We start from the raw sequence: 26,647 nt of genomic DNA, 5'->3' as shown, positions 1-26,647 counted from the left end.
ATGGCCTATTGCTCTAAAAAGTTCCTGTAAAGAGTGTGAATATTCAGAATATATAAAGATGTACAGCCCTATTTTCAGGTGTTATAGAGCTGAATAAGTGTTTTTATGGAATTTACTGGAATCATCCCGCGCGCTGCGCGGGATGAGGGGAGGGGATTAACGATCGCGTTGAACAGCGATGTGCGCGAGGCCGATGAGTGCTTCTCGCCACGGGGTGTCCGGGAGCACCTGTAACGCTGCGATGGCTTTGTCTGCTTCTTCCTCGGCACGCTGACGCGTCCATTCAAGAGATCCACAAGCGTTCATTGCTTCCAGAACCGGTTCCAGAAGATGGCGACCGTTACCCTGTTCGATGGCGGTACGAATCATCTGTGCCTGTTCTGGTGTGCCATGATGCATTGCATGCAGCAGCGGCAGCGTCGGTTTACCTTCGTTCAGATCGTCGCCGACGTTTTTACCTAACTGTTCGCCATCGGCATTGTAATCGAGTAAATCGTCGATCAACTGGAAAGCAGTGCCGAGATAGCGCCCATAATCCTGCAGGCCTTTCTCCTCCTCCGGCGTACAGCCAGCCAGAATCCCGGAACACTGCGCGGCAGCCTCAAACAGACGCGCGGTTTTGCTATAGATAACGCGCATGTAGTTTTCTTCAGTGATGTCCGGATCGTTAACGTTCATCAGTTGCAGAACTTCACCTTCTGCGATGACGTTTACGGCTTCTGACATGACTTCCAGCACTTTGAGCGAGCCGAGGCTGGTCATCATCTGGAACGCGCGGGTATAAATAAAATCGCCTACCAGCACGCTGGCGGCATTGCCAAATGCGGCGTTGGCGGTAGCTTTACCCCTGCGCATATCTGATTCATCCACAACGTCGTCGTGCAGCAGAGTCGCCGTGTGGATAAACTCGATCAGGGCAGCAATGGTGACATGCGCATTTCCCTCATAGCCAACAGCTCGTGCAGCCAGTACAGCAATCATCGGGCGAATACGTTTACCGCCGCCGCTGACGATGTAATAGCCTAACTGATTGATCAGTTGGACGTCGGAATTAAGCTGCTCAAGGATTGCCGCATTAACACCCGCCATATCTTGCGCGGTTAACTCATTGATTTTTTCTAAATTCATCGCAAAAGCCGGGCTTTTCGCCCCGATTACCTTACTGTGAACAAAGGCAAGTTAGGGTTTATGGTTAGGAATATAGGGTGATTGTACTGAAAAAATGGCACAGATAAACGTTACCGTACAAGTTGTGTTTTTTTTCTTCGTGTATTGACTGTAGCACTTGTCAAAGGCGTGCGTTTTGCGTAATATTCGCGCCCTATTGTGAATATTTATAGCGCACTCTGAATCATTGAAAAGGTGTGCGCGGAAGCGGAGTTTTATATGTACGCGGTTTTCCAAAGTGGTGGTAAACAACACCGAGTAAGCGAAGGTCAGACCGTTCGCCTGGAAAAGCTGGACATCGCAACTGGCGAAACTGTTGAGTTCGCTGAAGTGCTGATGATCGCAAACGGTGAAGAAGTCAAAATCGGCGTTCCTTTCGTTGATGGCGGCGTAATCAAAGCTGAAGTTGTTGCTCACGGTCGTGGCGAGAAAGTTAAAATCGTTAAGTTTCGTCGTCGTAAACACTATCGTAAGCAGCAGGGCCATCGTCAGTGGTTCACTGATGTGAAAATTACTGGCATCAGCGCCTAAGACCTGAGGAGAGATTTCAAATGGCACATAAAAAGGCTGGCGGCTCCACACGTAACGGTCGCGATTCAGAAGCTAAACGCCTGGGCGTTAAGCGTTTCGGTGGCGAATCCGTTCTGGCGGGTAGCATCATCGTTCGTCAACGTGGTACCAAATTCCACGCTGGCGCTAACGTAGGTTGCGGTCGTGACCACACTCTGTTTGCTAAAGCAGACGGTAAAGTGAAATTCGAAGTTAAAGGCCCGAAAAACCGTAAATTTATCAGCATCGAAGCTGAATAAGTTTTTCGCGTCCCGGTAACGGATGAAAGCCCCGCAACACGTTGCGGGGCTTTTTACATTCGATAACCGGTAAAAATGCGCATGGTGCGACGTTAATTCGCAAATGCGCTTTGCAGGGAATACGGTATGAAGCAGCAGGCAGGCATTGGCATTCTTTTGGCGCTCACCACAGCAATTTGCTGGGGGGCGTTGCCAATCGCAATGAAGCAGGTGCTGGAGGTGATGGAACCTCCGACAATCGTGTTTTACCGTTTCTTGATGGCGAGTATTGGCCTTGGTGCCATTCTTGCGGTGAAGAAGAGGTTGCCGCCATTACGCGTGTTTCGTAAGCCACGCTGGTTGATTTTGTTGGCAGTGGCGACCGCCGGGCTGTTTGGGAACTTCATCCTGTTCAGCTCATCCTTGCAATACCTGAGTCCGACCGCTTCGCAGGTGATTGGGCAACTCTCGCCAGTTGGCATGATGGTTGCCAGCGTATTTATCCTGAAAGAGAAAATGCGCAGCACTCAGGTTGTAGGGGCATTGATGCTCCTGAGCGGTCTGGTGATGTTTTTTAACACCAGTCTGGTCGAGATATTTACAAAGCTCACCGATTACACCTGGGGAGTTATCTTTGGGGTCGGTGCGGCGACGGTTTGGGTGAGTTATGGCGTGGCGCAAAAGGTTTTATTGCGTCGGCTGGCCTCACCGCAGATCCTGTTTTTACTGTACACTTTATGTACAATTGCGCTCTTCCCTCTGGCAAAGCCTGGAGTGATAGCGCAGCTTAGCCACTGGCAGCTCGCATGTTTAATTTTTTGCGGACTGAATACATTGGTAGGATATGGCGCCCTGGCGGAAGCGATGGCTCGCTGGCAGGCAGCGCAGGTGAGCGCGATCATCACGCTCACCCCACTGTTTACGCTGTTTTTTTCAGATCTTTTATCACTGGCCTGGCCCGATTTCTTCGCCAGACCGATGTTAAACCTTTTAGGTTATCTCGGTGCGTTTGTCGTGGTTGCGGGCGCGATGTATTCCGCCATTGGTCATCGTATTTGGGGCGGATTACGTAAGCATACAACGGTGGTATCGCAACCGCGCGCAGGCGAATGATTTACGGAGAATAAAATGAAGTTTGTTGATGAAGCATCGATTCTGGTCGTTGCAGGTGATGGCGGTAATGGTTGCGTGAGCTTCCGCCGCGAAAAGTATATTCCGAAAGGCGGCCCGGATGGCGGCGATGGCGGTGATGGTGGTGACGTATGGATGGAAGCCGACGAGAACCTGAACACGCTTATAGATTATCGTTTTGAAAAATCTTTCCGTGCAGAGCGTGGTCAGAACGGCGCAAGCCGCGACTGTACCGGTAAGCGCGGTAAAGACGTCACGATTAAAGTGCCGGTAGGTACGCGTGTAATCGACCAGGGTACTGGTGAAACCATGGGCGATATGACCAAACACGGTCAGCGTCTGCTGGTTGCTAAGGGCGGCTGGCACGGTCTGGGCAATACCCGTTTCAAATCGTCAGTTAACCGTACACCACGGCAGAAAACTAACGGTACGCCGGGCGATAAGCGTGAGCTGCTGCTGGAGCTGATGCTGCTGGCTGACGTCGGTATGTTGGGGATGCCAAACGCGGGTAAATCGACCTTTATTCGCGCGGTATCGGCGGCTAAACCGAAAGTGGCGGATTATCCGTTTACCACTCTGGTGCCAAGTCTGGGTGTGGTACGAATGGACAACGAAAAGAGCTTCGTTGTTGCCGATATTCCAGGACTGATTGAAGGCGCTGCGGAAGGCGCAGGTCTGGGCATTCGCTTCCTGAAGCACCTGGAACGTTGCCGCGTCCTGTTGCACCTCATCGATATCGATCCGATTGACGGCACCGATCCGGTTGAAAACGCGCGTATTATTATCAGCGAGCTGGAAAAATACAGCCAGGATCTGGCAGCGAAACCGCGTTGGTTAGTCTTCAACAAGATCGACCTGCTGGATAAGGCAGAAGCCGAAGAGAAAGCGAAAGCGATCGCTGAGGCGCTGGGTTGGGAAGATAAATATTATCTGATCTCTGCGGCGAGCGGACTGGGCGTGAAAGATCTCTGCTGGGATGTGATGACCTTTATCATTGAAAACCCGGTCGTGCAGGCTGAAGAAGCGAAACAGCCAGAGAAAGTCGAATTCATGTGGGATGATTATCACCGTCAGCAGCTTGAAGAGATTGCTGAAGAGGATGATGAAGACTGGGATGACGACTGGGACGAAGACGACGAAGAAGGCGTTGAGTTCATTTACAAGCGTTAATCAGCAAAACCCCGGCCATGTGCCGGGGTTTCTTATTGACTAATTGTTCTGATAAATATCTTTATACAAACGGCTTTCAAAACGTACCAACGGAATACGGCGATTACGCTGATCCGCCGGTTCTACTGCATAGCCAGAAAGATATTGCACAAACGCCATTCGTTGCCCGCTCGCTGTGGTAATGAATCCCGCCAGGTTATATACCCCCTGCAACGAACCGGTTTTCGCTGAGACTTTTCCATCCACGCCCGCCTGATGCAGACCTGCACGGTACTGCAAAGAGCCGTCATAGCCCGCCAGCGGCAGCATAGAGATAAAGTTAAGTTCATTGTCGTGTTGGGCTATGTATTGCAGCACCTGCATCATGGTGGCGGGGGCAATCAGGTTATGCCGCGAAAGCCCTGAACCATCGGCAATAATGGTGTTACCAATATCGACACCAGCTTGCTGGCGCAGGATCTGACGCACGGCGTCCGACCCGGCCCGCCATGTTCCAGGCACATTGAAGCGTGCATGGCCTATCATGCGGAAAACCGTATCGGCGATCATGTTGTCTGACTTTTTCAGCATAATCTTAAGCAGATCGTGCAACGGGGCCGACTGTTTACTGGCAACTACCGTTCCAGGTTCGTTAACCTGCGTCTGACGCAGCAGTGTTCCGCTCCAGGTGATACCTGCCTGTTTTAACTCATCTTTCAGAATTGCCCCAGCATAGCTGGCACCATCCTGCACGGCAAAAGCCAACGGGAGCGGCTCAGAACGTTGTGGCAGGCATCCGGTCAGCGTAAAGCGGTTCAGGTCGCCTGGCACCACATCCAGCTCGCAATATTGCGCTTCGGCAGACCCACGGGGGAGGGTGCGTACCTGGCTGAACATCGTAACGGGGTAATAAGATGCCACGCGTATAAAAGCCATATCACCGGGTTTTTGGGCACTGTAGAGCGAGACGGAGAAACAGTTGCGGTCAACTAAGGCGGCGGCAGGCGGAGCGCTAAAGCATTGTGTCATGTCATTCCATGGCCAGCCGGGGGCTTTATCGTGGCTGGCGAAAATGGAGGTATCTATCAACACATTGCCATCGATTTTGTTGACGCCAGATTTTTTCAAAGTCGCGACCATATTGCGAATATCCTGACGTTTTAACGTCGGATCGGCACCAAATCGCGCCACTAAGTCACCCTTAAGTACGCCGTTTTCCACATTGCCTTTGGTTTCAAGCGTCGTGGTGAAACGAAAATCGGGGCCGAGTTGAATCAACGCCGCCAGCGCAGTAATCACTTTCTGGGTACTGGCGGGCAGCGCCATCTGCTGACTGTGGTAATCAATAGCGGGGGCCGACGCGCCGACTTTTTGCACCATCAGGGCAAGGTTGGCACCAGCGGGGAGTTGAGTAACGTACTCATCAACATTCGCGGCCTGAACACTGAACGCTATACAGCTGGTCAATCCGATGATAAATCTGGAAAATCGCATAATCTCGCGCTAACAACCTGGAATCGAGCCGTCATACTACGGCGCAACGCCCTATAAAGTAAACGATGACCCTTCGGGAACTTCAGGGTAAAATGACTATCAAAATGTGAATTGTAGCTGACCTGGGACTTGTACCCGGGTCGGTATTTTTTTGCTTCTGGTCCCGGTGAGGAGTTATGCCGGGCAGGCCGAACAGCCGGGGTGGGTGAAGACTTGCCCCATCAGGAATATTCAAGAGGTATAACAAATGCAAGCTATTCCGATGACCTTACGCGGCGCTGAAAAATTACGCGAAGAGCTGGATTTTCTGAAATCTGTGCGCCGTCCTGAAATCATTGCTGCTATCGCGGAAGCGCGTGAGCATGGCGACCTGAAAGAAAACGCCGAATACCACGCAGCTCGTGAACAGCAGGGCTTCTGCGAAGGCCGTATCAAAGACATCGAAGCCAAGCTGTCGAACGCGCAGGTGATTGATGTCACCAAAATGCCCAACAATGGGCGCGTTATTTTTGGTGCTACCGTAACGGTGCTGAATCTCGATTCTGACGAAGAACAGACTTATCGCATCGTTGGCGATGACGAAGCTGACTTTAAACAAAACCTGATTTCTGTAAACTCACCTATTGCTCGTGGCCTGATCGGCAAAGAAGAAGATGATGTTGTGGTCATCAAAACGCCGGGCGGCGAAGTAGAATTTGAAGTAATTAAGGTGGAATACCTGTAAGAATTACCCAATACTCAAGATGTTGATGTATTGTAAAGAAAGGAAAAAGGCCGCTATGCGGCCTTTTATCAACGAACAGAGCGTGGCATTTTGCTCTCCTGCCTGCGGAAAACCCCTCGTTTTACACAGCAAATGTGTGTAACTTTAGGATAATCTTAGCGTGGCAGCGAGATTTTACGTTCTTTAGTTGGGCGATAAAGCACCAGCGTTTTACCGATGACCTGTACATTACAGGCGCCGGTTTCGCGCACGATAGCTTCCACGATCAAGGTTTTAGTTTCGCGATCTTCGGTGGCGATTTTCACCTTGATGAGTTCATGGTGCTCTAACGCTTGTTCAATCTCGGCCAGCACCCCTTCGGTCAAACCATTACTGCCAAGCAGAACAACTGGCTTGAGCGGATGTGCCAGACCTTTCAGGTGCTGTTTTTGTTTAGTACTCAGATTCATCGTATTTTTTGCTTACGTTGGGATTGAAAACGGGTCATTCTACCGCCATCTCCCATATATCACCAAATAGGCGCGTAAAAATTTACGCAATTGGTTACGATGAGTTATCCCCATGGGAAAGTTAAATGACAGGTAAGAAGCGTTCTGCCAGCTCCAGCCGCTGGCTTCAGGAACACTTTAGCGATAAATATGTTCAACAGGCACAGAAAAAGGGGTTACGTTCCCGTGCCTGGTTTAAACTTGATGAAATACAGCAAAGTGACAAACTCTTTAAACCGGGAATGACGGTTGTCGACCTTGGTGCTGCTCCGGGTGGTTGGTCACAATATGTGGTCACCCAAATTGGCGGCAAAGGCCGCATCATCGCTTGCGATCTTTTACCTATGGATCCTATCGTTGGTGTGGACTTTCTTCAGGGCGATTTTCGTGATGAACTGGTGATGAAAGCACTGCTGGAGCGCGTTGGCGACAGCAAAGTCCAGGTTGTCATGTCCGATATGGCACCAAACATGAGCGGAACACCGGCGGTGGATATCCCCCGTGCCATGTATCTGGTGGAACTGGCGCTAGAAATGTGTCGTGATGTATTAGCGCCAGGTGGCAGTTTTGTAGTGAAGGTGTTCCAGGGCGAAGGTTTCGATGAGTATCTAAGGGAAATTCGCTCCCTGTTTACGAAGGTCAAAGTTCGTAAGCCGGACTCTTCTCGTGCACGTTCGCGGGAAGTGTATATTGTAGCGACCGGGCGTAAACCCTAACCGGGAGATTTCAGACGAAAGTTTGAAAGATGCTGGATATAGAGTATCCTGACGCTGTTTTTAACACAGTTGTAATAAGAGGTTAATCCCTTGAGTGACATGGCGAAAAACCTAATACTCTGGCTGGTCATTGCCGTTGTGCTGATGTCAGTATTCCAGAGCTTTGGGCCCAGCGAGTCTAATGGCCGTAAGGTGGATTACTCTACCTTCCTACAAGAGGTCAATAACGACCAGGTTCGTGAAGCGCGTATCAACGGACGTGAAATCAACGTTACCAAGAAAGATAGTAACCGTTATACCACTTACATTCCGGTTCAGGATCCGAAATTACTGGATAACCTGTTGACCAAGAACGTCAAGGTTGTCGGTGAACCGCCTGAAGAACCAAGCCTGCTGGCTTCTATCTTCATCTCCTGGTTCCCGATGCTGTTGCTGATTGGTGTCTGGATCTTCTTCATGCGTCAAATGCAGGGCGGCGGTGGCAAAGGTGCCATGTCGTTTGGTAAGAGCAAAGCGCGCATGCTGACGGAAGATCAGATCAAAACGACCTTTGCTGACGTTGCGGGCTGCGACGAAGCAAAAGAAGAAGTTGCTGAACTGGTTGAGTATCTGCGCGAGCCGAGCCGCTTCCAGAAACTCGGCGGTAAGATCCCGAAAGGCGTCCTGATGGTCGGTCCTCCGGGTACCGGTAAAACGCTGCTGGCGAAAGCGATTGCAGGCGAAGCGAAAGTTCCGTTCTTTACTATCTCCGGTTCTGACTTCGTCGAAATGTTCGTCGGTGTGGGTGCATCCCGTGTTCGTGACATGTTCGAACAGGCGAAGAAAGCGGCACCGTGTATCATCTTTATCGATGAAATCGACGCCGTAGGCCGCCAGCGTGGCGCAGGCCTGGGCGGTGGTCACGATGAACGTGAACAGACTCTGAACCAGATGCTGGTTGAGATGGATGGCTTCGAAGGTAACGAAGGTATCATCGTTATCGCCGCGACTAACCGTCCGGACGTTCTCGACCCGGCGCTGCTGCGTCCTGGCCGTTTCGACCGTCAGGTTGTGGTTGGTTTGCCAGATGTTCGCGGTCGTGAGCAGATCCTGAAAGTTCACATGCGTCGCGTACCATTGGCACCCGATATCGACGCGGCAATCATTGCCCGTGGTACTCCTGGTTTCTCCGGTGCTGACCTGGCGAACCTGGTGAACGAAGCGGCACTGTTCGCTGCTCGTGGCAACAAACGCGTTGTGTCGATGGTTGAGTTCGAGAAAGCGAAAGACAAAATCATGATGGGTGCGGAACGTCGCTCCATGGTGATGACGGAAGCGCAGAAAGAATCGACGGCTTACCACGAAGCGGGTCACGCGATTATCGGTCGCCTGGTGCCGGAACACGATCCGGTGCACAAAGTGACGATTATCCCACGCGGTCGTGCGCTGGGTGTGACTTTCTTCTTGCCTGAGGGTGACGCAATCAGCGCCAGCCGTCAGAAACTGGAAAGCCAGATTTCTACGCTGTACGGTGGTCGTCTGGCAGAAGAGATCATTTACGGGCCGGAACATGTTTCTACCGGTGCGTCCAACGATATTAAAGTTGCGACCAACCTGGCACGTAACATGGTGACTCAGTGGGGCTTCTCTGAGAAATTGGGTCCACTGCTGTACGCGGAAGAAGAAGGTGAAGTGTTCCTCGGCCGTAGCGTAGCGAAAGCGAAACATATGTCCGATGAAACTGCACGTATCATCGACCAGGAAGTGAAAGCACTGATTGAGCGTAACTATAATCGTGCGCGTCAGCTTCTGACCGACAATATGGATATTCTGCATGCGATGAAAGATGCTCTCATGAAATATGAGACTATCGACGCACCGCAGATTGATGACCTGATGGCACGTCGCGATGTACGTCCGCCAGCGGGCTGGGAAGAACCAGGCGCTTCTAACAATTCTGGCGACAATGGTAGTCCAAAGGCTCCACGTCCGGTTGATGAACCGCGTACGCCGAACCCGGGTAACACCATGTCAGAGCAGTTAGGCGACAAGTAAGTTCCCGCATCAGATGACTGTATTTGTACCGAAAACCCCGGGGCGTGCTCCGGGGTTTTTTCTTATCAATTTATACCAGGGATAACACCATGAAACTCTTTGCCCAGGGCACTTCACTGGACCTTAGCCATCCTCACGTAATGGGGATCCTCAACGTCACGCCTGATTCCTTTTCGGATGGCGGCACGCATAACTCGCTGATAGATGCGGTGAAACATGCGAATCTGATGATCAACGCTGGCGCGACGATCATTGACGTTGGTGGCGAGTCCACACGCCCGGGGGCGGCGGAAGTTAGCGTTGAAGAAGAGTTGCAACGTGTTATTCCTGTGGTTGAGGCAATTGCTCAACGCTTCGAAGTCTGGATCTCGGTAGATACATCCAAACCAGAAGTCATCCGTGAGTCAGCGAAAGTTGGCGCTCACATTATTAACGATATTCGCTCCCTTTCCGAACCAGGCGCTCTGGAGGCTGCTGCAGAAACCGGTTTGCCGGTTTGCCTGATGCATATGCAGGGAAATCCAAAGACCATGCAGGAAGCCCCGAAGTATGACGATGTCTTTGCGGAAGTGAATCGCTATTTTATTGAGCAAATAGCACGTTGCGAGCAGGCGGGTATCGCAAAAGAGAAATTGTTGCTCGACCCCGGATTCGGTTTCGGTAAAAATCTCTCCCATAACTATTCATTACTGGCGCGCCTGGCTGAATTTCACCATTTCAACCTGCCGCTGTTGGTGGGTATGTCACGAAAATCGATGATTGGGCAATTGCTGAACGTGGGGCCATCTGAGCGTCTGAGCGGTAGTCTGGCTTGTGCGGTCATTGCCGCTATGCAAGGCGCGCATATCATTCGTGTTCATGACGTCAAAGAAACCGTAGAAGCGATGCGGGTGGTGGAAGCCACTCTGTCTGCAAAGGAAAACAAACGCTATGAGTAATCGTAAATATTTCGGTACCGATGGGATTCGTGGTCGTGTAGGGGATGCGCCGATCACCCCTGATTTTGTGCTTAAGCTGGGTTGGGCCGCGGGTAAAGTGCTGGCGCGCCACGGCTCCCGTAAGATCATTATTGGTAAAGACACGCGTATTTCTGGCTATATGCTGGAGTCAGCACTGGAAGCGGGTCTGGCGGCTGCGGGCCTTTCCGCGCTCTTCACTGGCCCGATGCCAACACCGGCCGTGGCTTATCTGACGCGTACCTTCCGCGCAGAGGCCGGAATTGTGATATCTGCATCGCATAACCCGTTCTACGATAACGGCATTAAATTTTTCTCTATCGACGGCACCAAACTACCGGATGCAGTAGAAGAGGCCATCGAAGCGGAAATGGAAAAAGAGATCAGCTGTGTTGATTCGGCAGAACTGGGTAAAGCCAGCCGTATCGTTGATGCTGCGGGTCGCTATATCGAGTTTTGCAAAGCCACGTTCCCGAACGAACTTAGCCTCAGTGAACTGAAGATTGTGGTGGATTGTGCAAATGGTGCGACTTATCACATCGCGCCGAACGTGCTGCGCGAACTAGGGGCGAATGTTATCGCTATCGGTTGTGAGCCGAACGGTGTGAACATCAATGCCGAAGTGGGGGCTACCGACGTTCGCGCGCTTCAGGCGCGAGTGCTGGCTGAAAAAGCGGATCTCGGTATTGCCTTCGACGGCGACGGCGATCGCGTGATTATGGTTGACCATGAAGGCAATAAAGTCGATGGCGATCAGATCATGTATATCATCGCGCGTGAAGGTCTTCGTCAGGGCCAGCTGCGTGGTGGCGCTGTGGGCACATTGATGAGCAACATGGGGCTGGAACTGGCGCTGAAACAGTTAGGTATTCCATTTGCGCGCGCGAAAGTGGGTGACCGCTACGTACTGGAAAAAATGCAGGAGAAAGGCTGGCGTATCGGTGCAGAGAACTCCGGTCATGTGATCCTGCTGGATAAAACCACTACCGGTGACGGTATCGTTGCTGGCTTGCAGGTGCTGGCGGCGATGGCGCGTAACCATATGAGCCTGCACGATCTTTGCAGCGGCATGAAAATGTTCCCGCAGATTCTGGTTAACGTGCGTTACACCGCAGGTAGCGGCGATCCGCTGGAGCATGAATCAGTCAAAGCTGTGACCGCAGAAGTTGAAGCGGCGCTGGGTAGCCGTGGACGTGTGCTGTTGCGTAAATCCGGCACCGAACCGTTAATTCGCGTGATGGTGGAAGGCGAAGACGAAGCACAGGTGACTGAATTTGCACACCGCATCGCCGATGCAGTAAAAGCCGTTTAAAGCGTGAGATAACTGGCTAAAAAGGCGGCGGTTGTCGCCTTTTTTCTCAGCGAACACATCAGTTTTGCTGTTTTTTTCCGCAGTTGATACAATGCGATAAAATTGCCCTTGCGAAGGTCATTCGCTTTGGTTAGTATTCACACCCGCTTCAGTGGGAAAGATTAAAAACTCCCGCTTTATTGGTTGAAGCATTGGTACGCGGCAACTCCGCAAGGAACAGGTTGATTATGTACGAAGCTCTTTTAGTAGTTTTCCTTATTGTGGCAATTGGCCTTGTTGGTCTGATCATGCTGCAGCAAGGTAAAGGCGCTGATATGGGAGCCTCCTTCGGAGCAGGCGCTTCCGCTACGCTGTTTGGTTCAAGTGGTTCTGGTAACTTCATGACCCGCATGACGGCGCTGCTGGCAACGTTATTCTTCATCATCAGTCTGGTGTTGGGTAACATCAATAGCAACAAAACCAATAAAGGTAGCGAATGGGAAAACCTGAGTGCGCCGGCGAAAACCGAACAAACTCAGCCAGCTGCTCCGGCTAAGCCGACCAGCGATATCCCGAACTAAAAAGTAGTATCCGTGCCGAGGTGGTGGAATTGGTAGACACGCTACCTTGAGGTGGTAGTGCCCAATAGGGCTTACGGGTTCAAGTCCCGTCCTCGGTACCAAATTCCAGAAAAGAGACGCTGAAAAGCGTCTTTTTTCGTTTTGGTCCTGGTCTGAGGAATGGTTGTCAGGTATCTGTATCTCGTCCAGTTGCTTTACTCGTAGCTGGTACTTTGAAACGATGGTGCCGGTACGCCTTAGTTATAAACTTTTCCCTTCTGCTGACATAATTGGCACTTTATTGTGTCAACTCCAGTTCCGGTACGAATACGGATATGTTTACTTCTCGATAAACCATCCTGCTCCTGTCAGTATAACTACTGATGGCTACGTTCTGCGTAATGTTTAGAGACGCATTGATAATGTTATTTAATTACTGAGAACGCAATGGCCGCATCATTTAAAAAGAAAAAACTAACAGTGTTTCGTTCTGATATGGATCAGAGTTGAAAAACATGTCTGATATAAAATTGAACATTGTTGATGATTGTTTATATTGGTTGTGAACTTGGATTTCTGGATGACAGTATTCAACAAATTTGCTAGAAGTTTTAAATCTCATTGGTTGTTGTATCTTTGTGTTATTCTTTTTGGTATTACGAACTTAGTCGCTTCTTCCGGAGCGCATATGGTTCAGCGATTGCTGTTCTTCGTCCTGACCATCCTGGTTGTTAAACGTATATCATCCCTTCCGCTTCGCCTGCTTGTTGCCGCACCATTTGTGTTACTGACTGCGGCAGACATGAGTATTAGCCTCTATTCATGGTGTACCTTTGGTACAACTTTCAATGATGGATTTGCGATTAGTGTGCTGCAGAGTGATCCGGATGAAGTTGTCAAAATGCTGGGGATGTATATCCCTTATCTATGTGCTTTTGCCTTTTTATCCCTTCTTTTTTTGGCAGTAATAATAAAATATGATGTTTCCTTGCCGACGAAAAAAGTGACAGGAATATTATTGCTGATTGTCATTTCGGGCAGTTTATTTTCCGCTTGTCAATTTGCTTATAAAGATGCAAAAAATAAAAAAGCGTTCAGTCCATATATACTAGCGTCGCGATTTGCTACCTATACACCGTTTTTCAATCTCAATTATTTTGCTTTAGCAGCGAAAGAGCATCAAAGATTACTCTCAATTGCAAACACGGTGCCGTATTTTCAATTATCAGTCAGGGATACAGGTATTGATACCTACGTGTTGATTGTGGGGGAGTCCGTACGCGTCGACAATATGTCTTTGTATGGATATACACGCTCTACGACACCGCAAGTCGAAGCACAAAGAAAACAGATCAAACTGTTTAATCAAGCAATAAGCGGTGCACCTTACACTGCGCTGTCGGTTCCCCTTTCTTTAACTGCTGATTCCGTTTTGAGTCATGACATTCATAATTACCCCGACAACATTATTAATATGGCTAATCAAGCAGGATTTCAGACTTTCTGGCTAAGCTCGCAATCCGCTTTTCGGCAGAATGGTACAGCAGTTACCAGTATCGCCATGCGCGCCATGGAAACAGTCTATGTCAGAGGATTTGATGAATTGTTGTTGCCGCATTTATCGCAAGCGTTACAGCAAAAGACGCAGCAAAAGAAACTGATTGTTCTTCATTTAAATGGAAGCCATGAACCGGCTTGTAGCGCCTATCCGCAATCCAGCGCCGTGTTTCAACCGCAGGACGATCAGGATGCCTGCTATGACAACTCCATTCATTACACAGATAGTTTGCTAGGTCAGGTTTTTGAATTATTAAAAGATCGTCGCGCCTCGGTCATGTATTTTGCCGATCACGGCCTGGAACGCGACCCTACGAAGAAGAACGTCTATTTTCATGGAGGCAGGGAGGCCAGCCAGCAGGCATATCATGTCCCGATGTTTATCTGGTATAGCCCCGTTCTTGGGGATGGCGTTGATCGTACAACGGAAAACGATATCTTTTCCACTGCGTACAATAATTACCTTATTAATGCGTGGATGGGGGTAACAAAGCCGGAACAGCCGCAAACGCTGGAGGAAGTGATTGCACACTATAAAGGAGACTCACGGGTTGTAGATGCAAACCATGATGTTTTCGATTTTGTGATGCTAAGAAAGGAGTTTACTGAGGATAAGCAAGGTAACCCCACCCCTGAAGGGCAGGGTTGATGTCGAATTACTGGCCTTTATTTTCCAGATTCTCCACCTGCGGCACGCCCGAAGCGGCAGAGGAGGAGAGCAGGCCAGTTTTGGCATAACCGAAAAGTTTCTCGCGGGTATCGGTGATATCCAGGTTACGCATGGTCAATTGACCAATACGATCATCTGGCGAGAACACCGAGTCACCTTTTTCCATCGTCAGACGCTCTGGCTTGTAGGTCAGGTTCTCTGAGACGGTATTCAGGATCGAATAATCGTTCCCACGGCGCAGCTCCAGGGTAACCTCACCAGTGATCTGGCTGGCAACCCAGCGTTGCAGAGAGTCACGCAGCATCAGCGCCTGGGAATCAAACCAACGCCCCTGGTACAGCAGACGGCCCAACTGACGACCATGTGCATGATACTGCTCAATGGTGTCTTCGTTGTGAATACCAGTAAGCAGACGTTCATACGCAATGTGCAGCAGCGCCATTCCCGGAGCCTCGTAAATACCACGGCTTTTCGCTTCGATGATACGGTTTTCAATCTGGTCGCTCATGCCCAGGCCGTGACGACCGCCGATGCGGTTAGCTTCCAGCATCATTTCTACGTCGTCGCTAAAGGTTTTACCGTTCAGCGCCACCGGATGACCTTGCTCAAAGCGTACTGTGACTTCTTCTGCCGGGATCTTCACGCTCTCATCCCAGAACTTCACGCCCATAATCGGGTTGACGATTTTGACGCTGGAGTTGAGGTATTCCAGATCCTTCGCTTCATGCGTTGCACCAAGCATATTGGAGTCCGTGGAGTAGGCTTTTTCGACAGACATTTTGTAGTCGAAACCGCAGGCAATCATAAATTCAGACATTTCATGACGACCGCCCAGTTCATCAATAAAGTCAGTATCAAGCCACGGTTTGTAAATCTGCAGTTCAGCATTGGTCAGCAGACCGTAACGATAGAAACGTTCGATATCGTTTCCTTTATAGGTGCTGCCGTCACCCCAGATATTCACGCCATCTTCTTTCATAGCAGCAACCAGCATGGTGCCAGTCACGGCGCGGCCCAGCGGCGTCGTGTTGAAATAGGTCAGGCCGCCAGTGGTGTTATGAAATGCGCCACACTGAATAGCGGCAATACCTTCGGCCACCAGTTGTTTGCGGCAGTCGATCAGACGTGCGTTCTCCGCGCCGTATTCCATGGCACGACGAGGGATCGCATCATAATCCTCTTCGTCTGGCTGGCCCAGATTTGCAGTATATGCATAAGGAACAGCTCCCTTTTGTCGCATCCACAGCAGTGCGGCACTGGTGTCCAGACCGCCGGAAAAAGCGATACCAATACGTTGACCTACCGGGAGATGCTTGAGAATCGTCGTCATAAAATAACACCCTGCTTAATTAACTGATGATGAGCCTGGATTTCCGCTCTCACTGAATTTTTATGCAAAATAAATGAGTTTTCATTTAATCATCTTTTATCGGAGACAGGAAGAGTTTAGTGTGTTTTTTGTAAAATAATGCGCTTAAGGGAGAGCAGGAGAAGGCAAAAGTATTCAACAAATGAAAGTGAACTGGATATTCATTCACGTGATTAGCAATAAACGTTGACAAAATGTGGCGTGGATCACTATAATGCCTGCAGATTTTACGTCCCGTCTCGGTACACCAAATCCCAGCAGTATTTGCATTTTTTACCCAAAACGAGTAGAATTTGCCACGTTTCAGGCGCGGGGTGGAGCAGCCTGGTAGCTCGTCGGGCTCATAACCCGAAGGTCGTCGGTTCAAATCCGGCCCCCGCAACCACTTTCCCTTAGAGTCCTTTTTCAAATATACTGTGAAGACTTCGGCCTTCGTAGTGGGATTTGAAAAAATCCTTCTGGAAAGTGCTCCAGACCGCAGTTGCGGTTATAGGGTTCAGTTATATAAAGCCCCGATTTATCGGGGTTTTTTGTTATCTGACTACAGAATAACTGGGCTTTAGGCCCTTTTTTTATGTCTTGGGGGTGGGCTTGTCCACATTAGAGCAAAAATTAACAGAGATGATTACTGCGCCAGTTGAGGCCCTGGGTTTTGAACTGGTTGGCATCGAATTTATTCGCGGTCGCACATCCACACTGCGCATCTATATTGATAGTGAAGATGGCATCAATGTTGATGATTGTGCTGATGTGAGCCACCAGGTAAGTGCTGTGCTGGATGTTGAAGATCCCATCACCGTTGCTTATAACCTGGAAGTCTCCTCACCGGGTCTCGATCGCCCACTGTTCACGGCTGAACACTACGCCCGTTTCGTCGGAGAAGAGGTGACTCTGGTTCTCCGCATGGCGGTACAAAACCGTCGTAAATGGCAGGGCGTTATCAAAGCGGTAGACGGTGAAATGATCACAGTTACCGTCGAAGGTAAAGATGAAGTGTTCGCGCTGAGTAATATCCAGAAGGCGAACCTGGTTCCCCACTTTTAATAGTCTGGATGAGGTGAAAAGCCCGCGATGAACAAAGAAATTTTGGCTGTAGTTGAAGCCGTATCCAATGAAAAGGCGCTACCTCGCGAGAAGATTTTCGAAGCATTGGAAAGCGCGCTGGCGACAGCAACAAAGAAAAAATATGAACAAGAGATCGACGTCCGCGTACAGATCGATCGCAAAAGCGGTGATTTTGACACCTTCCGTCGCTGGTTAGTTGTTGATGAAGTCACCCAGCCGACCAAGGAAATCACCCTTGAAGCCGCACGTTATGAAGATGAAAGCCTGAACCTGGGCGATTACGTTGAAGATCAGATTGAGTCTGTTACCTTTGACCGTATCACCACCCAGACGGCAAAACAGGTTATCGTGCAGAAAGTGCGTGAAGCCGAACGTGCGATGGTGGTTGATCAGTTCCGTGAACACGAAGGTGAAATCATCACCGGCGTGGTGAAAAAAGTAAACCGCGACAACATCTCTCTGGATCTTGGCAACAACGCTGAAGCCGTGATCCTGCGCGAAGATATGCTGCCGCGTGAAAACTTCCGCCCTGGCGACCGTGTTCGTGGCGTGCTCTATTCCGTTCGCCCGGAAGCGCGTGGCGCGCAACTGTTCGTCACTCGTTCCAAGCCGGAAATGCTGATCGAACTGTTCCGTATTGAAGTGCCGGAAATCGGCGAAGAAGTGATTGAAATTAAAGCAGCGGCTCGCGATCCGGGTTCTCGTGCGAAAATCGCGGTGAAAACCAACGATAAACGTATCGATCCGGTAGGTGCTTGCGTAGGTATGCGTGGCGCGCGTGTTCAGGCGGTTTCTACTGAACTGGGCGGCGAGCGTATCGATATCGTCCTGTGGGATGATAACCCGGCGCAGTTCGTGATTAACGCAATGGCACCGGCAGACGTTGCTTCTATCGTGGTGGATGAAGATAAACACACCATGGATATCGCCGTTGAAGCCGGTAACCTGGCGCAGGCGATTGGCCGTAATGGTCAGAACGTGCGTCTGGCTTCGCAGCTGAGCGGTTGGGAACTCAACGTGATGACCGTTGACGACCTGCAGGCTAAGCATCAGGCGGAAGCGCACGCAGCGATCGACACCTTCACCAAATATCTCGACATCGACGAAGACTTCGCGACTGTTCTGGTAGAAGAAGGCTTCTCGACGCTGGAAGAACTGGCCTATGTGCCGATGAAAGAGCTGTTGGAAATCGAAGGCCTTGATGAGCCGACCGTTGAAGCACTGCGCGAGCGTGCTAAAAATGCACTGGCCACCATTGCACAGGCCCAGGAAGAAAGCCTCGGTGATAACAAACCGGCTGACGATCTGCTGAACCTTGAAGGGATAGATCGTGATTTGGCATTCAAACTGGCCGCCCGTGGCGTTTGTACGCTGGAAGATCTCGCCGAACAGGGCATTGATGATCTGGCTGATATCGAAGGGTTGACCGACGAAAAAGCCGGAGCACTGATTATGGCTGCCCGTAATATTTGCTGGTTCGGTGACGAAGCGTAATAAACTGTAGCAGGAAGGAACAGCATGACAGATGTAACGATTAAAACGCTGGCCGCAGAGCGACAGACCTCCGTGGAACGCCTGGTACAGCAATTTGCTGATGCAGGTATCCGGAAGTCTGCTGACGACTCTGTGTCCGCACAAGAGAAACAGACTTTGATTGACCACCTGAATCAGAAAAATTCAGGCCCGGACAAATTGACGCTGCAACGTAAAACACGCAGCACCCTTAACATTCCTGGTACCGGTGGAAAAAGCAAATCGGTACAAATCGAAGTCCGCAAGAAACGCACCTTTGTGAAACGCGATCCGCAAGAGGCTGAACGCCTTGCTGCGGAAGAGCAAGCGCAGCGTGAAGCGGAAGAGCAAGCCCGTCGTGAGGCAGAAGAATCGGCTAAACGCGAGGCGCAACAAAAAGCTGAACGTGAGGCCGCAGAACAAGCTAAGCGTGAAGCTGCTGAACAAGCGAAACGTGAAGCTGCGGAAAAAGACAAAGTGAGCAATCAACAAGACGATATGACTAAAAACGCCCAGGCTGAAAAAGCCCGCCGTGAGCAGGAAGCTGCAGAGCTCAAGCGTAAAGCCGAAGAAGAAGCGCGTCGTAAACTCGAAGAAGAAGCACGTCGCGTTGCTGAAGAAGCACGTCGTATGGCGGAAGAAAACAAATGGACTGATAACGCGGAACCGACTGAAGATTCCAGCGATTATCACGTCACTACTTCTCAACATGCTCGCCAGGCAGAAGACGAAAGCGATCGTGAAGTCGAAGGCGGCCGTGGCCGTGGTCGTAACGCGAAAGCTGCGCGTCCGAAGAAAGGCAACAAACACGCTGAATCAAAAGCTGATCGTGAAGAAGCACGCGCAGCAGTACGTGGCGGTAAGGGCGGAAAACGTAAAGGTTCTTCGCTGCAGCAAGGCTTCCAGAAGCCTGCTCAGGCCGTTAACCGTGACGTTGTGATCGGCGAAACCATCACCGTTGGCGAACTGGCGAACAAGATGGCGGTTAAAGGCTCTCAGGTCATCAAAGCGATGATGAAACTGGGCGCAATGGCAACCATCAACCAGGTTATCGATCAGGAAACCGCACAGCTGGTTGCTGAAGAGATGGGCCACAAAGTTATCCTGCGTCGTGAAAACGAGCTGGAAGAAGCGGTAATGAGCGACCGTGACACGGGTGCAGCGGCTGAACCGCGCGCGCCGGTTGTGACCATCATGGGTCACGTTGACCACGGTAAAACCTCTCTGCTGGACTACATTCGTTCAACGAAAGTGGCCTCTGGCGAAGCGGGCGGTATTACCCAGCACATTGGTGCATACCACGTTGAAACTGAAAACGGCATGATCACCTTCCTGGACACCCCGGGGCACGCCGCGTTTACTTCAATGCGTGCTCGTGGTGCGCAGGCAACGGACATCGTAGTCCTGGTTGTTGCTGCCGACGACGGCGTAATGCCGCAGACCATCGAAGCAATCCAGCACGCGAAAGCGGCGCAGGTTCCGGTGGTCGTTGCAGTGAACAAGATCGATAAACCAGAAGCCGATCCGGATCGCGTTAAGAACGAACTCTCCCAGTACGGCATCTTGCCGGAAGAGTGGGGCGGTGAAAGCCAGTTCGTACATGTGTCTGCGAAAGCGGGTACTGGTATCGATGAGCTGCTGGACGCTATCCTGCTGCAGGCGGAAGTTCTGGAACTGAAAGCGGTACGTAAAGGCATGGCGAGCGGTGCGGTTATCGAATCCTTCCTCGATAAAGGTCGTGGTCCGGTTGCTACCGTTCTGGTACGTGAAGGTACTCTGCACAAGGGCGATATCGTTCTGTGTGGCTTCGAATACGGTCGTGTTCGTGCGATGCGTAACGAACTGGGTCAGGAAGTGCTGGAAGCGGGTCCGTCCATTCCGGTGGAAATCCTCGGCCTGTCCGGCGTTCCGGCTGCGGGTGATGAAGTTACCGTTGTACGTGACGAGAAGAAAGCGCGTGAAGTTGCACTCTATCGTCAGGGTAAATTCCGCGAAGTTAAACTGGCGCGTCAGCAGAAATCTAAACTCGAGAACATGTTCGCCAACATGACCGAAGGCGAAGTTCACGAAGTGAATATCGTCCTTAAGGCAGACGTACAGGGTTCTGTGGAAGCTATCTCCGACTCCTTGCTGAAACTGTCTACTGACGAAGTTAAAGTGAAGATCATCGGTTCTGGCGTAGGTGGTATCACCGAAACCGACGCTACCCTGGCTGCGGCGTCCAACGCCATCCTGGTTGGCTTCAACGTACGTGCTGATGCCTCTGCACGTAAAGTGATTGAAGCGGAAAGCTTGGATCTGCGTTACTACTCCGTCATCTATAACCTGATCGACGAAGTGAAAGCGGCAATGAGCGGTATGCTGTCTCCGGAACTGAAACAACAGATTATCGGTCTGGCGGAAGTTCGTGACGTATTCAAATCACCGAAATTTGGTGCCATCGCAGGTTGTATGGTTACCGAAGGTGTGGTTAAACGTCACAACCCGATCCGCGTTCTGCGCGACAACGTGGTTATCTACGAAGGCGAGCTGGAGTCCCTGCGCCGCTTCAAAGATGACGTTAACGAAGTCCGTAACGGTATGGAATGTGGTATCGGCGTTAAGAACTACAACGACGTCCGCACTGGCGATGTGATCGAAGTATTCGAAATCATCGAAATCCAACGTACCATCGCTTAAGGTTGTCTGGGTTGTAGGCCGGATAAGGCTTTTACGCCGCATCCGGCAGCCGTTGCCTGATGCGACGCTCGCGCGTCTTATCAGGCCTACACAGCCCTTTCCACCTGAGATTAATTTTAAAAGGGGCTATGGCCCCTTTTTTGTCAGGAGAATTTATTATGGCGAAAGAATTTGGTCGCCCGCAGCGCGTAGCGCAGGAAATGCAAAAAGAGATCGCTCTCATCCTGCAGCGTGAAATTAAAGATCCTCGTCTGGGCATGATGACCACCGTTTCCGGTGTCGAAATGTCTCGCGACCTGGCGTATGCCAAAGTATATGTAACGTTCCTCAACGACAAAGATGAAGACGCGGTTAAAGCGGGCATCAAAGCGCTGCAGGAAGCTTCTGGTTTCATCCGCAGCCTGCTGGGGAAAGCGATGCGCCTGCGTATCGTGCCGGAACTGACCTTCTTCTACGACAACTCGCTGGTTGAAGGGATGCGCATGTCAAACCTGGTGACCAGCGTGGTCAAACATGACGAAGAACGTCGTGTTAACCCGGACGACAGCAAGGAGGACTAATGAGTCGTCCTCGTCGTCGCGGTCGCGACATTAACGGCGTGTTGTTGCTGGATAAACCGCAGGGTATGTCCAGCAACGATGCGCTGCAAAAAGTGAAACGGATTTATAACGCCAACCGTGCTGGGCATACCGGTGCGCTGGACCCGCTGGCAACTGGCATGTTGCCAATTTGCCTCGGGGAAGCGACGAAGTTTTCCCAGTATCTGCTGGACTCCGACAAACGCTATAGGGTGATTGCGCGTCTTGGACAGCGTACCGATACGTCTGACGCCGACGGACAAATCGTTGAAGAACGTCCGGTAACCTTTAGTGCAGAGCAACTGGCGGCGGCGCTGGATACTTTCCGTGGCGATATCGAACAGATCCCTTCGATGTATTCAGCACTGAAATACCAGGGCAAAAAACTGTACGAATATGCGCGTCAGGGCATTGAAGTACCGCGTGAAGCGCGCCCGATTACCGTTTATGAATTGCTGTTTATTCGCCACGAAGGCAATGAGCTGGAGCTGGAAATTCACTGCTCAAAAGGCACTTATATCCGCACCATCATTGATGACCTGGGTGAAAAACTCGGTTGTGGCGCGCATGTTATTTACCTGCGTCGTCTGGCGGTAAGTAAATATCCGGTTGAACGGATGGTGACCCTGGAACATCTGCGTGAACTGGTTGAACAAGCCGAACAGCAGGATATTCCAGCCGCGGAGTTACTTGATCCATTACTGATGCCAATGGACAGTCCAGCTTCGGACTACCCGGTGGTGAATCTTCCGTTAACGTCTTCTGTTTACTTCAAAAATGGTAACCCGGTTCGTACATCCGGTGCGCCGCTGGAAGGACTGGTTCGCGTTACAGAAGGTGAGAACGGCAAGTTTATCGGTATGGGCGAAATTGACGATGAAGGCCGCGTCGCGCCTCGTCGCCTGGTGGTTGAATACCCGGCGTAATGTTAACCGTCTTGCGATAACAGGTCGCTACGAGTAGAATACTGCCGCTTAACGTCGCGTAAATTGTTTAACACTTTGCGTAACGTACACTGGGATCGCTGAATTAGAGATCGGCGTCCTTTCATTCTATATACTTTGGAGTTTTAAAATGTCTCTAAGTACTGAAGCAACAGCTAAAATCGTTTCTGAGTTTGGTCGTGACGCAAACGACACCGGTTCTACCGAAGTTCAGGTAGCACTGCTGACTGCACAGATCAACCACCTGCAGGGCCACTTTGCAGAGCACAAAAAAGATCACCACAGCCGTCGTGGTCTGCTGCGCATGGTTTCTCAGCGTCGTAAACTGCTCGACTACCTGAAACGTAAAGACGTAGCACGTTACACCCAGCTCATCGAGCGCCTGGGTCTGCGTCGCTAATTCTTGCGAGTTTCAGAAAAGGGGGCCTGAGTGGCCCCTTTTTTCAAGCTGACGGCAGCAATTCACTGGAAACTAATGTATTGTTGCTATGAATGATCTTCCGTTGCAGAGGTTCGCGCGGCTAATGAGAGGCTTTACCCACATTGGGCTGGGTTAGGGTTGTCATTAGTCGCGAGGATGCGCAGAAGATCGGGTATTAACACCAGTGCCGTAAGGTACTGTCTAAGAAAGAGAAAGGATATTACATTGCTTAATCCGATCGTTCGTAAATTCCAGTACGGCCAACACACCGTGACTCTGGAAACCGGCATGATGGCTCGTCAGGCTACTGCCGCTGTTATGGTTAGCATGGATGACACCGCGGTATTCGTTACCGTTGTTGGCCAGAAAAAAGCCAAACCAGGTCAGGACTTCTTCCCACTGACCGTTAACTATCAGGAGCGTACCTACGCTGCTGGTCGTATCCCGGGTAGCTTCTTCCGTCGTGAAGGTCGTCCAAGCGAAGGCGAAACCCTGATCGCGCGTCTGATTGACCGCCCGATTCGCCCGCTGTTCCCGGAAGGCTTCGTCAACGAAGTTCAGGTTATCGCCACCGTGGTTTCTGTTAACCCGCAGGTTAACCCGGATATCGTCGCGATGATTGGCGCTTCCGCAGCACTGTCTCTGTCTGGTATTCCGTTCAATGGTCCGATTGGTGCTGCCCGCGTAGGTTACATCAATGACCAGTACGTACTGAACCCGACTCAGGACGAGCTGAAAGAGAGCAAACTGGATCTGGTTGTTGCCGGTACTGAAGCCGCTGTACTGATGGTTGAATCTGAAGCTGAACTGCTGAGCGAAGACCAGATGTTGGGCGCAGTAGTGTTCGGTCATGAACAACAGCAGGTTGTCATTCAGAACATCAATGAACTGGTGAAAGAAGCCGGTAAACCGCGTTGGGACTGGCAGCCGGAGCCGGTAAACGAAGCGCTGAACGCGCGCGTTGCTGCACTGGCTGAAGCTCGTCTGAGCGATGCTTACCGCATCACCGACAAACAAGAGCGTTATGCGCAGGTTGATGTCATCAAATCTGAAACCATCGCGACGCTGCTTGCTGAAGATGAAACCCTGGACGAAAACGAACTGGGTGAAATTCTGCACGCTATCGAGAAAAACGTTGTTCGTAGCCGCGTACTGGCAGGCGAACCGCGTATTGACGGTCGTGAAAAAGATATGATTCGTGGTCTGGATGTGCGTACTGGCGTGCTGCCGCGTACTCACGGTTCTGCGCTGTTCACCCGTGGTGAAACTCAGGCGCTGGTTACCGCAACGCTGGGTACTGCACGTGACGCGCAAGTTCTTGATGAACTAATGGGCGAACGTACTGACACCTTCCTGTTCCACTACAACTTCCCTCCGTACTCAGTAGGCGAAACCGGCATGGTCGGTTCTCCGAAGCGTCGTGAAATTGGTCACGGTCGTCTGGCGAAGCGCGGTGTGCTGGCAGTCATGCCGGATATGGACAAATTCCCGTACACCGTACGTGTTGTGTCTGAAATCACTGAATCCAACGGTTCCTCTTCTATGGCTTCCGTGTGCGGCGCGTCTCTGGCGCTGATGGACGCAGGTGTGCCAATCAAAGCTGCTGTTGCGGGTATCGCAATGGGTCTGGTGAAAGAAGGCGACAACTACGTTGTACTGTCTGACATTTTGGGCGACGAAGATCACCTGGGCGATATGGACTTCAAAGTTGCGGGTTCCCGCGACGGTATCTCTGCATTGCAGATGGATATCAAAATTGAAGGTATCACCAAAGAGATCATGCAGGTTGCGCTGAACCAGGCTAAAGGTGCGCGTCTGCATATCCTGGGCGTAATGGAACAGGCGATCAACGCGCCGCGTGGCGATATCTCTGAGTTCGCTCCGCGTATCCATACCATCAAGATCAACCCGGACAAGATCAAAGACGTTATCGGTAAAGGCGGTTCTGTAATCCGTGCTCTGACCGAAGAAACTGGCACCACCATCGAAATCGAAGATGACGGTACTGTGAAAATCGCAGCGACCGACGGCGAGAAAGCGAAACATGCTATTCGTCGTATCGAAGAGATCACTGCAGAAATCGAAGTGGGCCGCGTCTACAATGGTAAAGTGACCCGTATCGTTGACTTTGGCGCATTTGTTGCCATCGGCGGCGGTAAAGAAGGTCTGGTACACATCTCTCAGATCGCTGACAAACGCGTTGAGAAAGTGACCGATTACCTGCAGATGGGTCAGGAAGTACCGGTGAAAGTTCTGGAAGTTGATCGCCAGGGCCGTATCCGTCTGAGCATTAAAGAAGCGACTGAGCAGTCTCAACCTGCTGCAGCACCGGAAGCTCCGGCTGCTGAACAGGGCGAGTAAGGTTGCCATTTGCCCTCCGCTGCGGCGGGGGGCTTTTAACCGGGCAGGACGCCTTGTTAGCAACCGGGAACAGGACGTTCATTCAACCGTGGTCTTCGGGAGTGGGAAATGAAGCCTTTTTTGCGCTGGTGTTTCGTTGCGACAGCACTTACGCTTGCAGGATGCAGTAATACTTCCTGGCGTAAAAGTGAAGTCCTCGCGGTACCATTGCAACCGACTTTACAGCAGGAAGTGATTCTGGCACGTATGGAACAAATCCTTGCCAGTCGGGCTTTAACCGATGACGAACGCGCACAGCTTTTATATGAGCGCGGAGTGTTGTATGATAGTCTCGGTCTGAGGGCATTAGCGCGTAACGATTTTTCGCAAGCGCTGGCAATCCGACCGGATATGCCTGAAGTATTCAATTACTTAGGCATATATTTAACGCAGGCAGGCAATTTTGATGCTGCCTATGAAGCGTTTGATTCTGTACTTGAGCTTGATCCAACTTACAACTACGCGCACTTGAATCGCGGGATCGCATTATATTACGGCGGTCGTGACAAGTTAGCGCAAGATGATCTGCTGGCGTTTTATCAAGACGATCCCAATGATCCTTTCCGTAGTCTGTGGCTTTATCTCGCCGAGCAGAAGCTCGATGAGAAGCAGGCTAAAGAAGTGTTGAGACAGCACTTCGAAAAATCGGATAAGGAACAGTGGGGATGGAACATTGTCGAGTTCTACCTGGGCAACATTAGCGAACAAACGTTAATGGAAAGGCTCAAGGCGGACGCAACGGATAACACCTCGCTCGCTGAGCATCTCAGTGAAACCAACTTCTATTTAGGTAAGTACTACCTAAGTCTGGGGGATTTGGACAGCGCCACGGCACTGTTCAAACTGGCGGTTGCCAACAACGTTCATAACTTTGTTGAGCACCGATACGCATTGTTGGAATTATCGCTCCTGGGCCAGGACCAAGATGACCTGGCAGAATCGGACCAGCAATAG

23 protein-coding genes and 2 tRNA genes are annotated in these 26,647 nt (G+C 50.9%); 21 read left to right on the top strand and 4 right to left on the bottom strand.

The genetic code is table 11. The annotated features are described in order from the left end of the window. Window positions 1–156: 156 nt before the first annotated feature. Complete coding sequence (gene ispB, locus G434_RS12395; RefSeq protein WP_001047336.1) at window positions 157–1,128, bottom strand: octaprenyl diphosphate synthase; 972 nt, start codon at window positions 1,126–1,128, stop codon at window positions 157–159. Between the two features lie 258 nt (window positions 1,129–1,386). Between ispB and rplU the strand changes: the two genes are divergently transcribed. From rplU to cgtA, 4 genes are all read left to right on the top strand, one after another. Further along, the gene (gene rplU / locus G434_RS12400; protein WP_000271401.1) at window positions 1,387–1,698 is read left to right on the top strand and encodes a 50S ribosomal protein L21; all 312 of its coding nucleotides are present in this window, start codon (window positions 1,387–1,389) and stop codon (window positions 1,696–1,698) included. Window positions 1,699–1,718: 20 nt separating this feature from the next. Next, window positions 1,719–1,976 (top strand): 50S ribosomal protein L27, encoded by a 258-nt coding sequence (rpmA, locus tag G434_RS12405; RefSeq protein WP_000940595.1) that lies wholly within the window; start codon window positions 1,719–1,721, stop codon window positions 1,974–1,976. Between the two features lie 126 nt (window positions 1,977–2,102). Continuing rightward, on the top strand, window positions 2,103–3,068 hold the full coding sequence (locus G434_RS12410) for a DMT family transporter (RefSeq protein ID WP_000813037.1): 966 nt from the start codon (window positions 2,103–2,105) through the stop codon (window positions 3,066–3,068). A 15-nt stretch (window positions 3,069–3,083) separates the two neighbouring features. After that, on the top strand, window positions 3,084–4,256 hold the full coding sequence (cgtA, locus tag G434_RS12415) for an Obg family GTPase CgtA (RefSeq protein WP_000673561.1): 1,173 nt from the start codon (window positions 3,084–3,086) through the stop codon (window positions 4,254–4,256). A gap of 39 nt (window positions 4,257–4,295) precedes the next feature. On the opposite strand, the gene dacB is transcribed toward cgtA, so the two are convergent. Then, window positions 4,296–5,729 carry a serine-type D-Ala-D-Ala carboxypeptidase gene (gene dacB / locus G434_RS12420; RefSeq protein WP_016239091.1) on the bottom strand — a complete coding sequence of 478 codons (1,434 nt, stop codon included), beginning with the start codon at window positions 5,727–5,729 and terminating at the stop codon, window positions 4,296–4,298. Window positions 5,730–5,976: 247 nt separating this feature from the next. On the opposite strand from dacB, the gene greA reads away from it, so the two are divergent. After that, window positions 5,977–6,453: a transcription elongation factor GreA gene (gene greA, locus G434_RS12425; RefSeq protein WP_001148001.1), complete on the top strand. Its 477-nt coding sequence runs from the start codon at window positions 5,977–5,979 to the stop codon at window positions 6,451–6,453. A 155-nt stretch (window positions 6,454–6,608) separates the two neighbouring features. Here greA and yhbY read toward each other — a convergent pair whose 3' ends face one another. Then, the gene (gene yhbY / locus G434_RS12430; RefSeq protein ID WP_001054420.1) at window positions 6,609–6,902 is read right to left on the bottom strand and encodes a ribosome assembly RNA-binding protein YhbY; all 294 of its coding nucleotides are present in this window, start codon (window positions 6,900–6,902) and stop codon (window positions 6,609–6,611) included. 125 nt (window positions 6,903–7,027) lie between these two features. Between yhbY and rlmE the strand changes: the two genes are divergently transcribed. The 7 genes from rlmE to G434_RS12465 all read left to right on the top strand — a co-directional run bounded on the left by rlmE (window position 7,028) and on the right by G434_RS12465 (window position 14,704). Continuing rightward, window positions 7,028–7,657 carry a 23S rRNA (uridine(2552)-2'-O)-methyltransferase RlmE gene (rlmE, locus tag G434_RS12435; protein WP_000145975.1) on the top strand — a complete coding sequence of 210 codons (630 nt, stop codon included), beginning with the start codon at window positions 7,028–7,030 and terminating at the stop codon, window positions 7,655–7,657. A 99-nt stretch (window positions 7,658–7,756) separates the two neighbouring features. Next, entirely contained in the window at window positions 7,757–9,691 is a 1,935-nt protein-coding gene (gene ftsH, locus G434_RS12440; protein ID WP_001107467.1) for an ATP-dependent zinc metalloprotease FtsH, read from the top strand. An 89-nt stretch (window positions 9,692–9,780) separates the two neighbouring features. Continuing rightward, on the top strand, window positions 9,781–10,629 hold the full coding sequence (gene folP / locus G434_RS12445; protein ID WP_000764731.1) for a dihydropteroate synthase: 849 nt from the start codon (window positions 9,781–9,783) through the stop codon (window positions 10,627–10,629). Continuing rightward, window positions 10,622–11,959, top strand: a complete 1,338-nt coding sequence (gene glmM / locus G434_RS12450) for a phosphoglucosamine mutase (protein WP_000071137.1) — start codon at window positions 10,622–10,624, stop codon at window positions 11,957–11,959. The genes folP and glmM overlap by 8 nt, the downstream gene beginning before the upstream one ends. 227 nt (window positions 11,960–12,186) lie before the next feature. Then, window positions 12,187–12,519 carry a preprotein translocase subunit SecG gene (gene secG, locus G434_RS12455; RefSeq protein WP_001295556.1) on the top strand — a complete coding sequence of 111 codons (333 nt, stop codon included), beginning with the start codon at window positions 12,187–12,189 and terminating at the stop codon, window positions 12,517–12,519. 14 nt (window positions 12,520–12,533) lie between these two features. Further along, window positions 12,534–12,620 (top strand) — tRNA-Leu (locus G434_RS12460). Between the two features lie 458 nt (window positions 12,621–13,078). Then, the gene (locus tag G434_RS12465) at window positions 13,079–14,704 is read left to right on the top strand and encodes a phosphoethanolamine transferase family protein (RefSeq protein ID WP_001309786.1); all 1,626 of its coding nucleotides are present in this window, start codon (window positions 13,079–13,081) and stop codon (window positions 14,702–14,704) included. 7 nt (window positions 14,705–14,711) lie between these two features. Here the strand turns inward: G434_RS12465 and argG are convergent, their stop codons facing one another. After that, on the bottom strand, window positions 14,712–16,055 hold the full coding sequence (gene argG / locus G434_RS12470; protein ID WP_000207680.1) for an argininosuccinate synthase: 1,344 nt from the start codon (window positions 16,053–16,055) through the stop codon (window positions 14,712–14,714). 347 nt (window positions 16,056–16,402) lie between these two features. On the opposite strand from argG, the gene G434_RS12475 reads away from it, so the two are divergent. The 9 genes from G434_RS12475 to nlpI all read left to right on the top strand — a co-directional run bounded on the left by G434_RS12475 (window position 16,403) and on the right by nlpI (window position 26,647). After that, a tRNA-Met gene (locus tag G434_RS12475) sits at window positions 16,403–16,479 on the top strand. A gap of 206 nt (window positions 16,480–16,685) precedes the next feature. Further along, window positions 16,686–17,138, top strand: coding sequence for a ribosome maturation factor RimP (gene rimP, locus G434_RS12480; protein ID WP_001300397.1), 453 nt, complete (start codon window positions 16,686–16,688; stop codon window positions 17,136–17,138). Window positions 17,139–17,165: 27 nt separating this feature from the next. Then, window positions 17,166–18,653, top strand: coding sequence for a transcription termination factor NusA (gene nusA / locus G434_RS12485; protein WP_001031055.1), 1,488 nt, complete (start codon window positions 17,166–17,168; stop codon window positions 18,651–18,653). Window positions 18,654–18,677: 24 nt separating this feature from the next. Further along, a complete protein-coding gene (infB, locus tag G434_RS12490; protein ID WP_000133044.1) occupies window positions 18,678–21,350 on the top strand; it encodes a translation initiation factor IF-2 in 2,673 nt (890 codons plus the stop codon). Between the two features lie 158 nt (window positions 21,351–21,508). Continuing rightward, on the top strand, window positions 21,509–21,910 hold the full coding sequence (gene rbfA, locus G434_RS12495) for a 30S ribosome-binding factor RbfA (protein ID WP_001040205.1): 402 nt from the start codon (window positions 21,509–21,511) through the stop codon (window positions 21,908–21,910). Next, window positions 21,910–22,854 carry a tRNA pseudouridine(55) synthase TruB gene (gene truB, locus G434_RS12500; RefSeq protein ID WP_000089698.1) on the top strand — a complete coding sequence of 315 codons (945 nt, stop codon included), beginning with the start codon at window positions 21,910–21,912 and terminating at the stop codon, window positions 22,852–22,854. Before rbfA ends, truB begins: the two co-directional genes overlap by 1 nt. A 148-nt stretch (window positions 22,855–23,002) precedes the next feature. After that, window positions 23,003–23,272: a 30S ribosomal protein S15 gene (gene rpsO / locus G434_RS12505; protein ID WP_000059466.1), complete on the top strand. Its 270-nt coding sequence runs from the start codon at window positions 23,003–23,005 to the stop codon at window positions 23,270–23,272. Window positions 23,273–23,518: 246 nt separating this feature from the next. Continuing rightward, a complete protein-coding gene (pnp, locus tag G434_RS12510) occupies window positions 23,519–25,654 on the top strand; it encodes a polyribonucleotide nucleotidyltransferase (RefSeq protein ID WP_001298330.1) in 2,136 nt (711 codons plus the stop codon). Between the two features lie 108 nt (window positions 25,655–25,762). Beyond that, a complete protein-coding gene (nlpI, locus tag G434_RS12515) occupies window positions 25,763–26,647 on the top strand; it encodes a lipoprotein NlpI (RefSeq protein WP_000802087.1) in 885 nt (294 codons plus the stop codon).

The sequence above is a fragment of the Escherichia sp. KTE172 genome (assembly GCF_000408845.1).
Lineage (GTDB): Bacteria > Pseudomonadota > Gammaproteobacteria > Enterobacterales > Enterobacteriaceae > Escherichia > Escherichia coli.
Note: the sequence above shows the minus strand (reverse complement) of the source record. Positions and strands in the feature narration are given on the sequence as shown.

Coding starts and splice junctions, on each gene's coding strand:
- nusA (WP_001031055.1), top strand. CDS start 17,166: ATGAACAAAGAAATTTTGGCTGTAGTTGAAGCCGTATCCAATGAAAAG.
- truB (WP_000089698.1), top strand. CDS start 21,910: ATGAGTCGTCCTCGTCGTCGCGGTCGCGACATTAACGGCGTGTTGTTG.
- secG (WP_001295556.1), top strand. CDS start 12,187: ATGTACGAAGCTCTTTTAGTAGTTTTCCTTATTGTGGCAATTGGCCTT.
- rbfA (WP_001040205.1), top strand. CDS start 21,509: ATGGCGAAAGAATTTGGTCGCCCGCAGCGCGTAGCGCAGGAAATGCAA.
- dacB (WP_016239091.1), bottom strand. CDS start 5,729: ATGCGATTTTCCAGATTTATCATCGGATTGACCAGCTGTATAGCGTTC.
- nlpI (WP_000802087.1), top strand. CDS start 25,763: ATGAAGCCTTTTTTGCGCTGGTGTTTCGTTGCGACAGCACTTACGCTT.
- yhbY (WP_001054420.1), bottom strand. CDS start 6,902: ATGAATCTGAGTACTAAACAAAAACAGCACCTGAAAGGTCTGGCACAT.
- cgtA (WP_000673561.1), top strand. CDS start 3,084: ATGAAGTTTGTTGATGAAGCATCGATTCTGGTCGTTGCAGGTGATGGC.
- infB (WP_000133044.1), top strand. CDS start 18,678: ATGACAGATGTAACGATTAAAACGCTGGCCGCAGAGCGACAGACCTCC.
- rplU (WP_000271401.1), top strand. CDS start 1,387: ATGTACGCGGTTTTCCAAAGTGGTGGTAAACAACACCGAGTAAGCGAA.
- glmM (WP_000071137.1), top strand. CDS start 10,622: ATGAGTAATCGTAAATATTTCGGTACCGATGGGATTCGTGGTCGTGTA.
- G434_RS12465 (WP_001309786.1), top strand. CDS start 13,079: ATGACAGTATTCAACAAATTTGCTAGAAGTTTTAAATCTCATTGGTTG.
- ftsH (WP_001107467.1), top strand. CDS start 7,757: ATGGCGAAAAACCTAATACTCTGGCTGGTCATTGCCGTTGTGCTGATG.
- rlmE (WP_000145975.1), top strand. CDS start 7,028: ATGACAGGTAAGAAGCGTTCTGCCAGCTCCAGCCGCTGGCTTCAGGAA.
- folP (WP_000764731.1), top strand. CDS start 9,781: ATGAAACTCTTTGCCCAGGGCACTTCACTGGACCTTAGCCATCCTCAC.
- ispB (WP_001047336.1), bottom strand. CDS start 1,128: ATGAATTTAGAAAAAATCAATGAGTTAACCGCGCAAGATATGGCGGGT.
- G434_RS12410 (WP_000813037.1), top strand. CDS start 2,103: ATGAAGCAGCAGGCAGGCATTGGCATTCTTTTGGCGCTCACCACAGCA.
- greA (WP_001148001.1), top strand. CDS start 5,977: ATGCAAGCTATTCCGATGACCTTACGCGGCGCTGAAAAATTACGCGAA.
- rpsO (WP_000059466.1), top strand. CDS start 23,003: ATGTCTCTAAGTACTGAAGCAACAGCTAAAATCGTTTCTGAGTTTGGT.
- argG (WP_000207680.1), bottom strand. CDS start 16,055: ATGACGACGATTCTCAAGCATCTCCCGGTAGGTCAACGTATTGGTATC.
- rpmA (WP_000940595.1), top strand. CDS start 1,719: ATGGCACATAAAAAGGCTGGCGGCTCCACACGTAACGGTCGCGATTCA.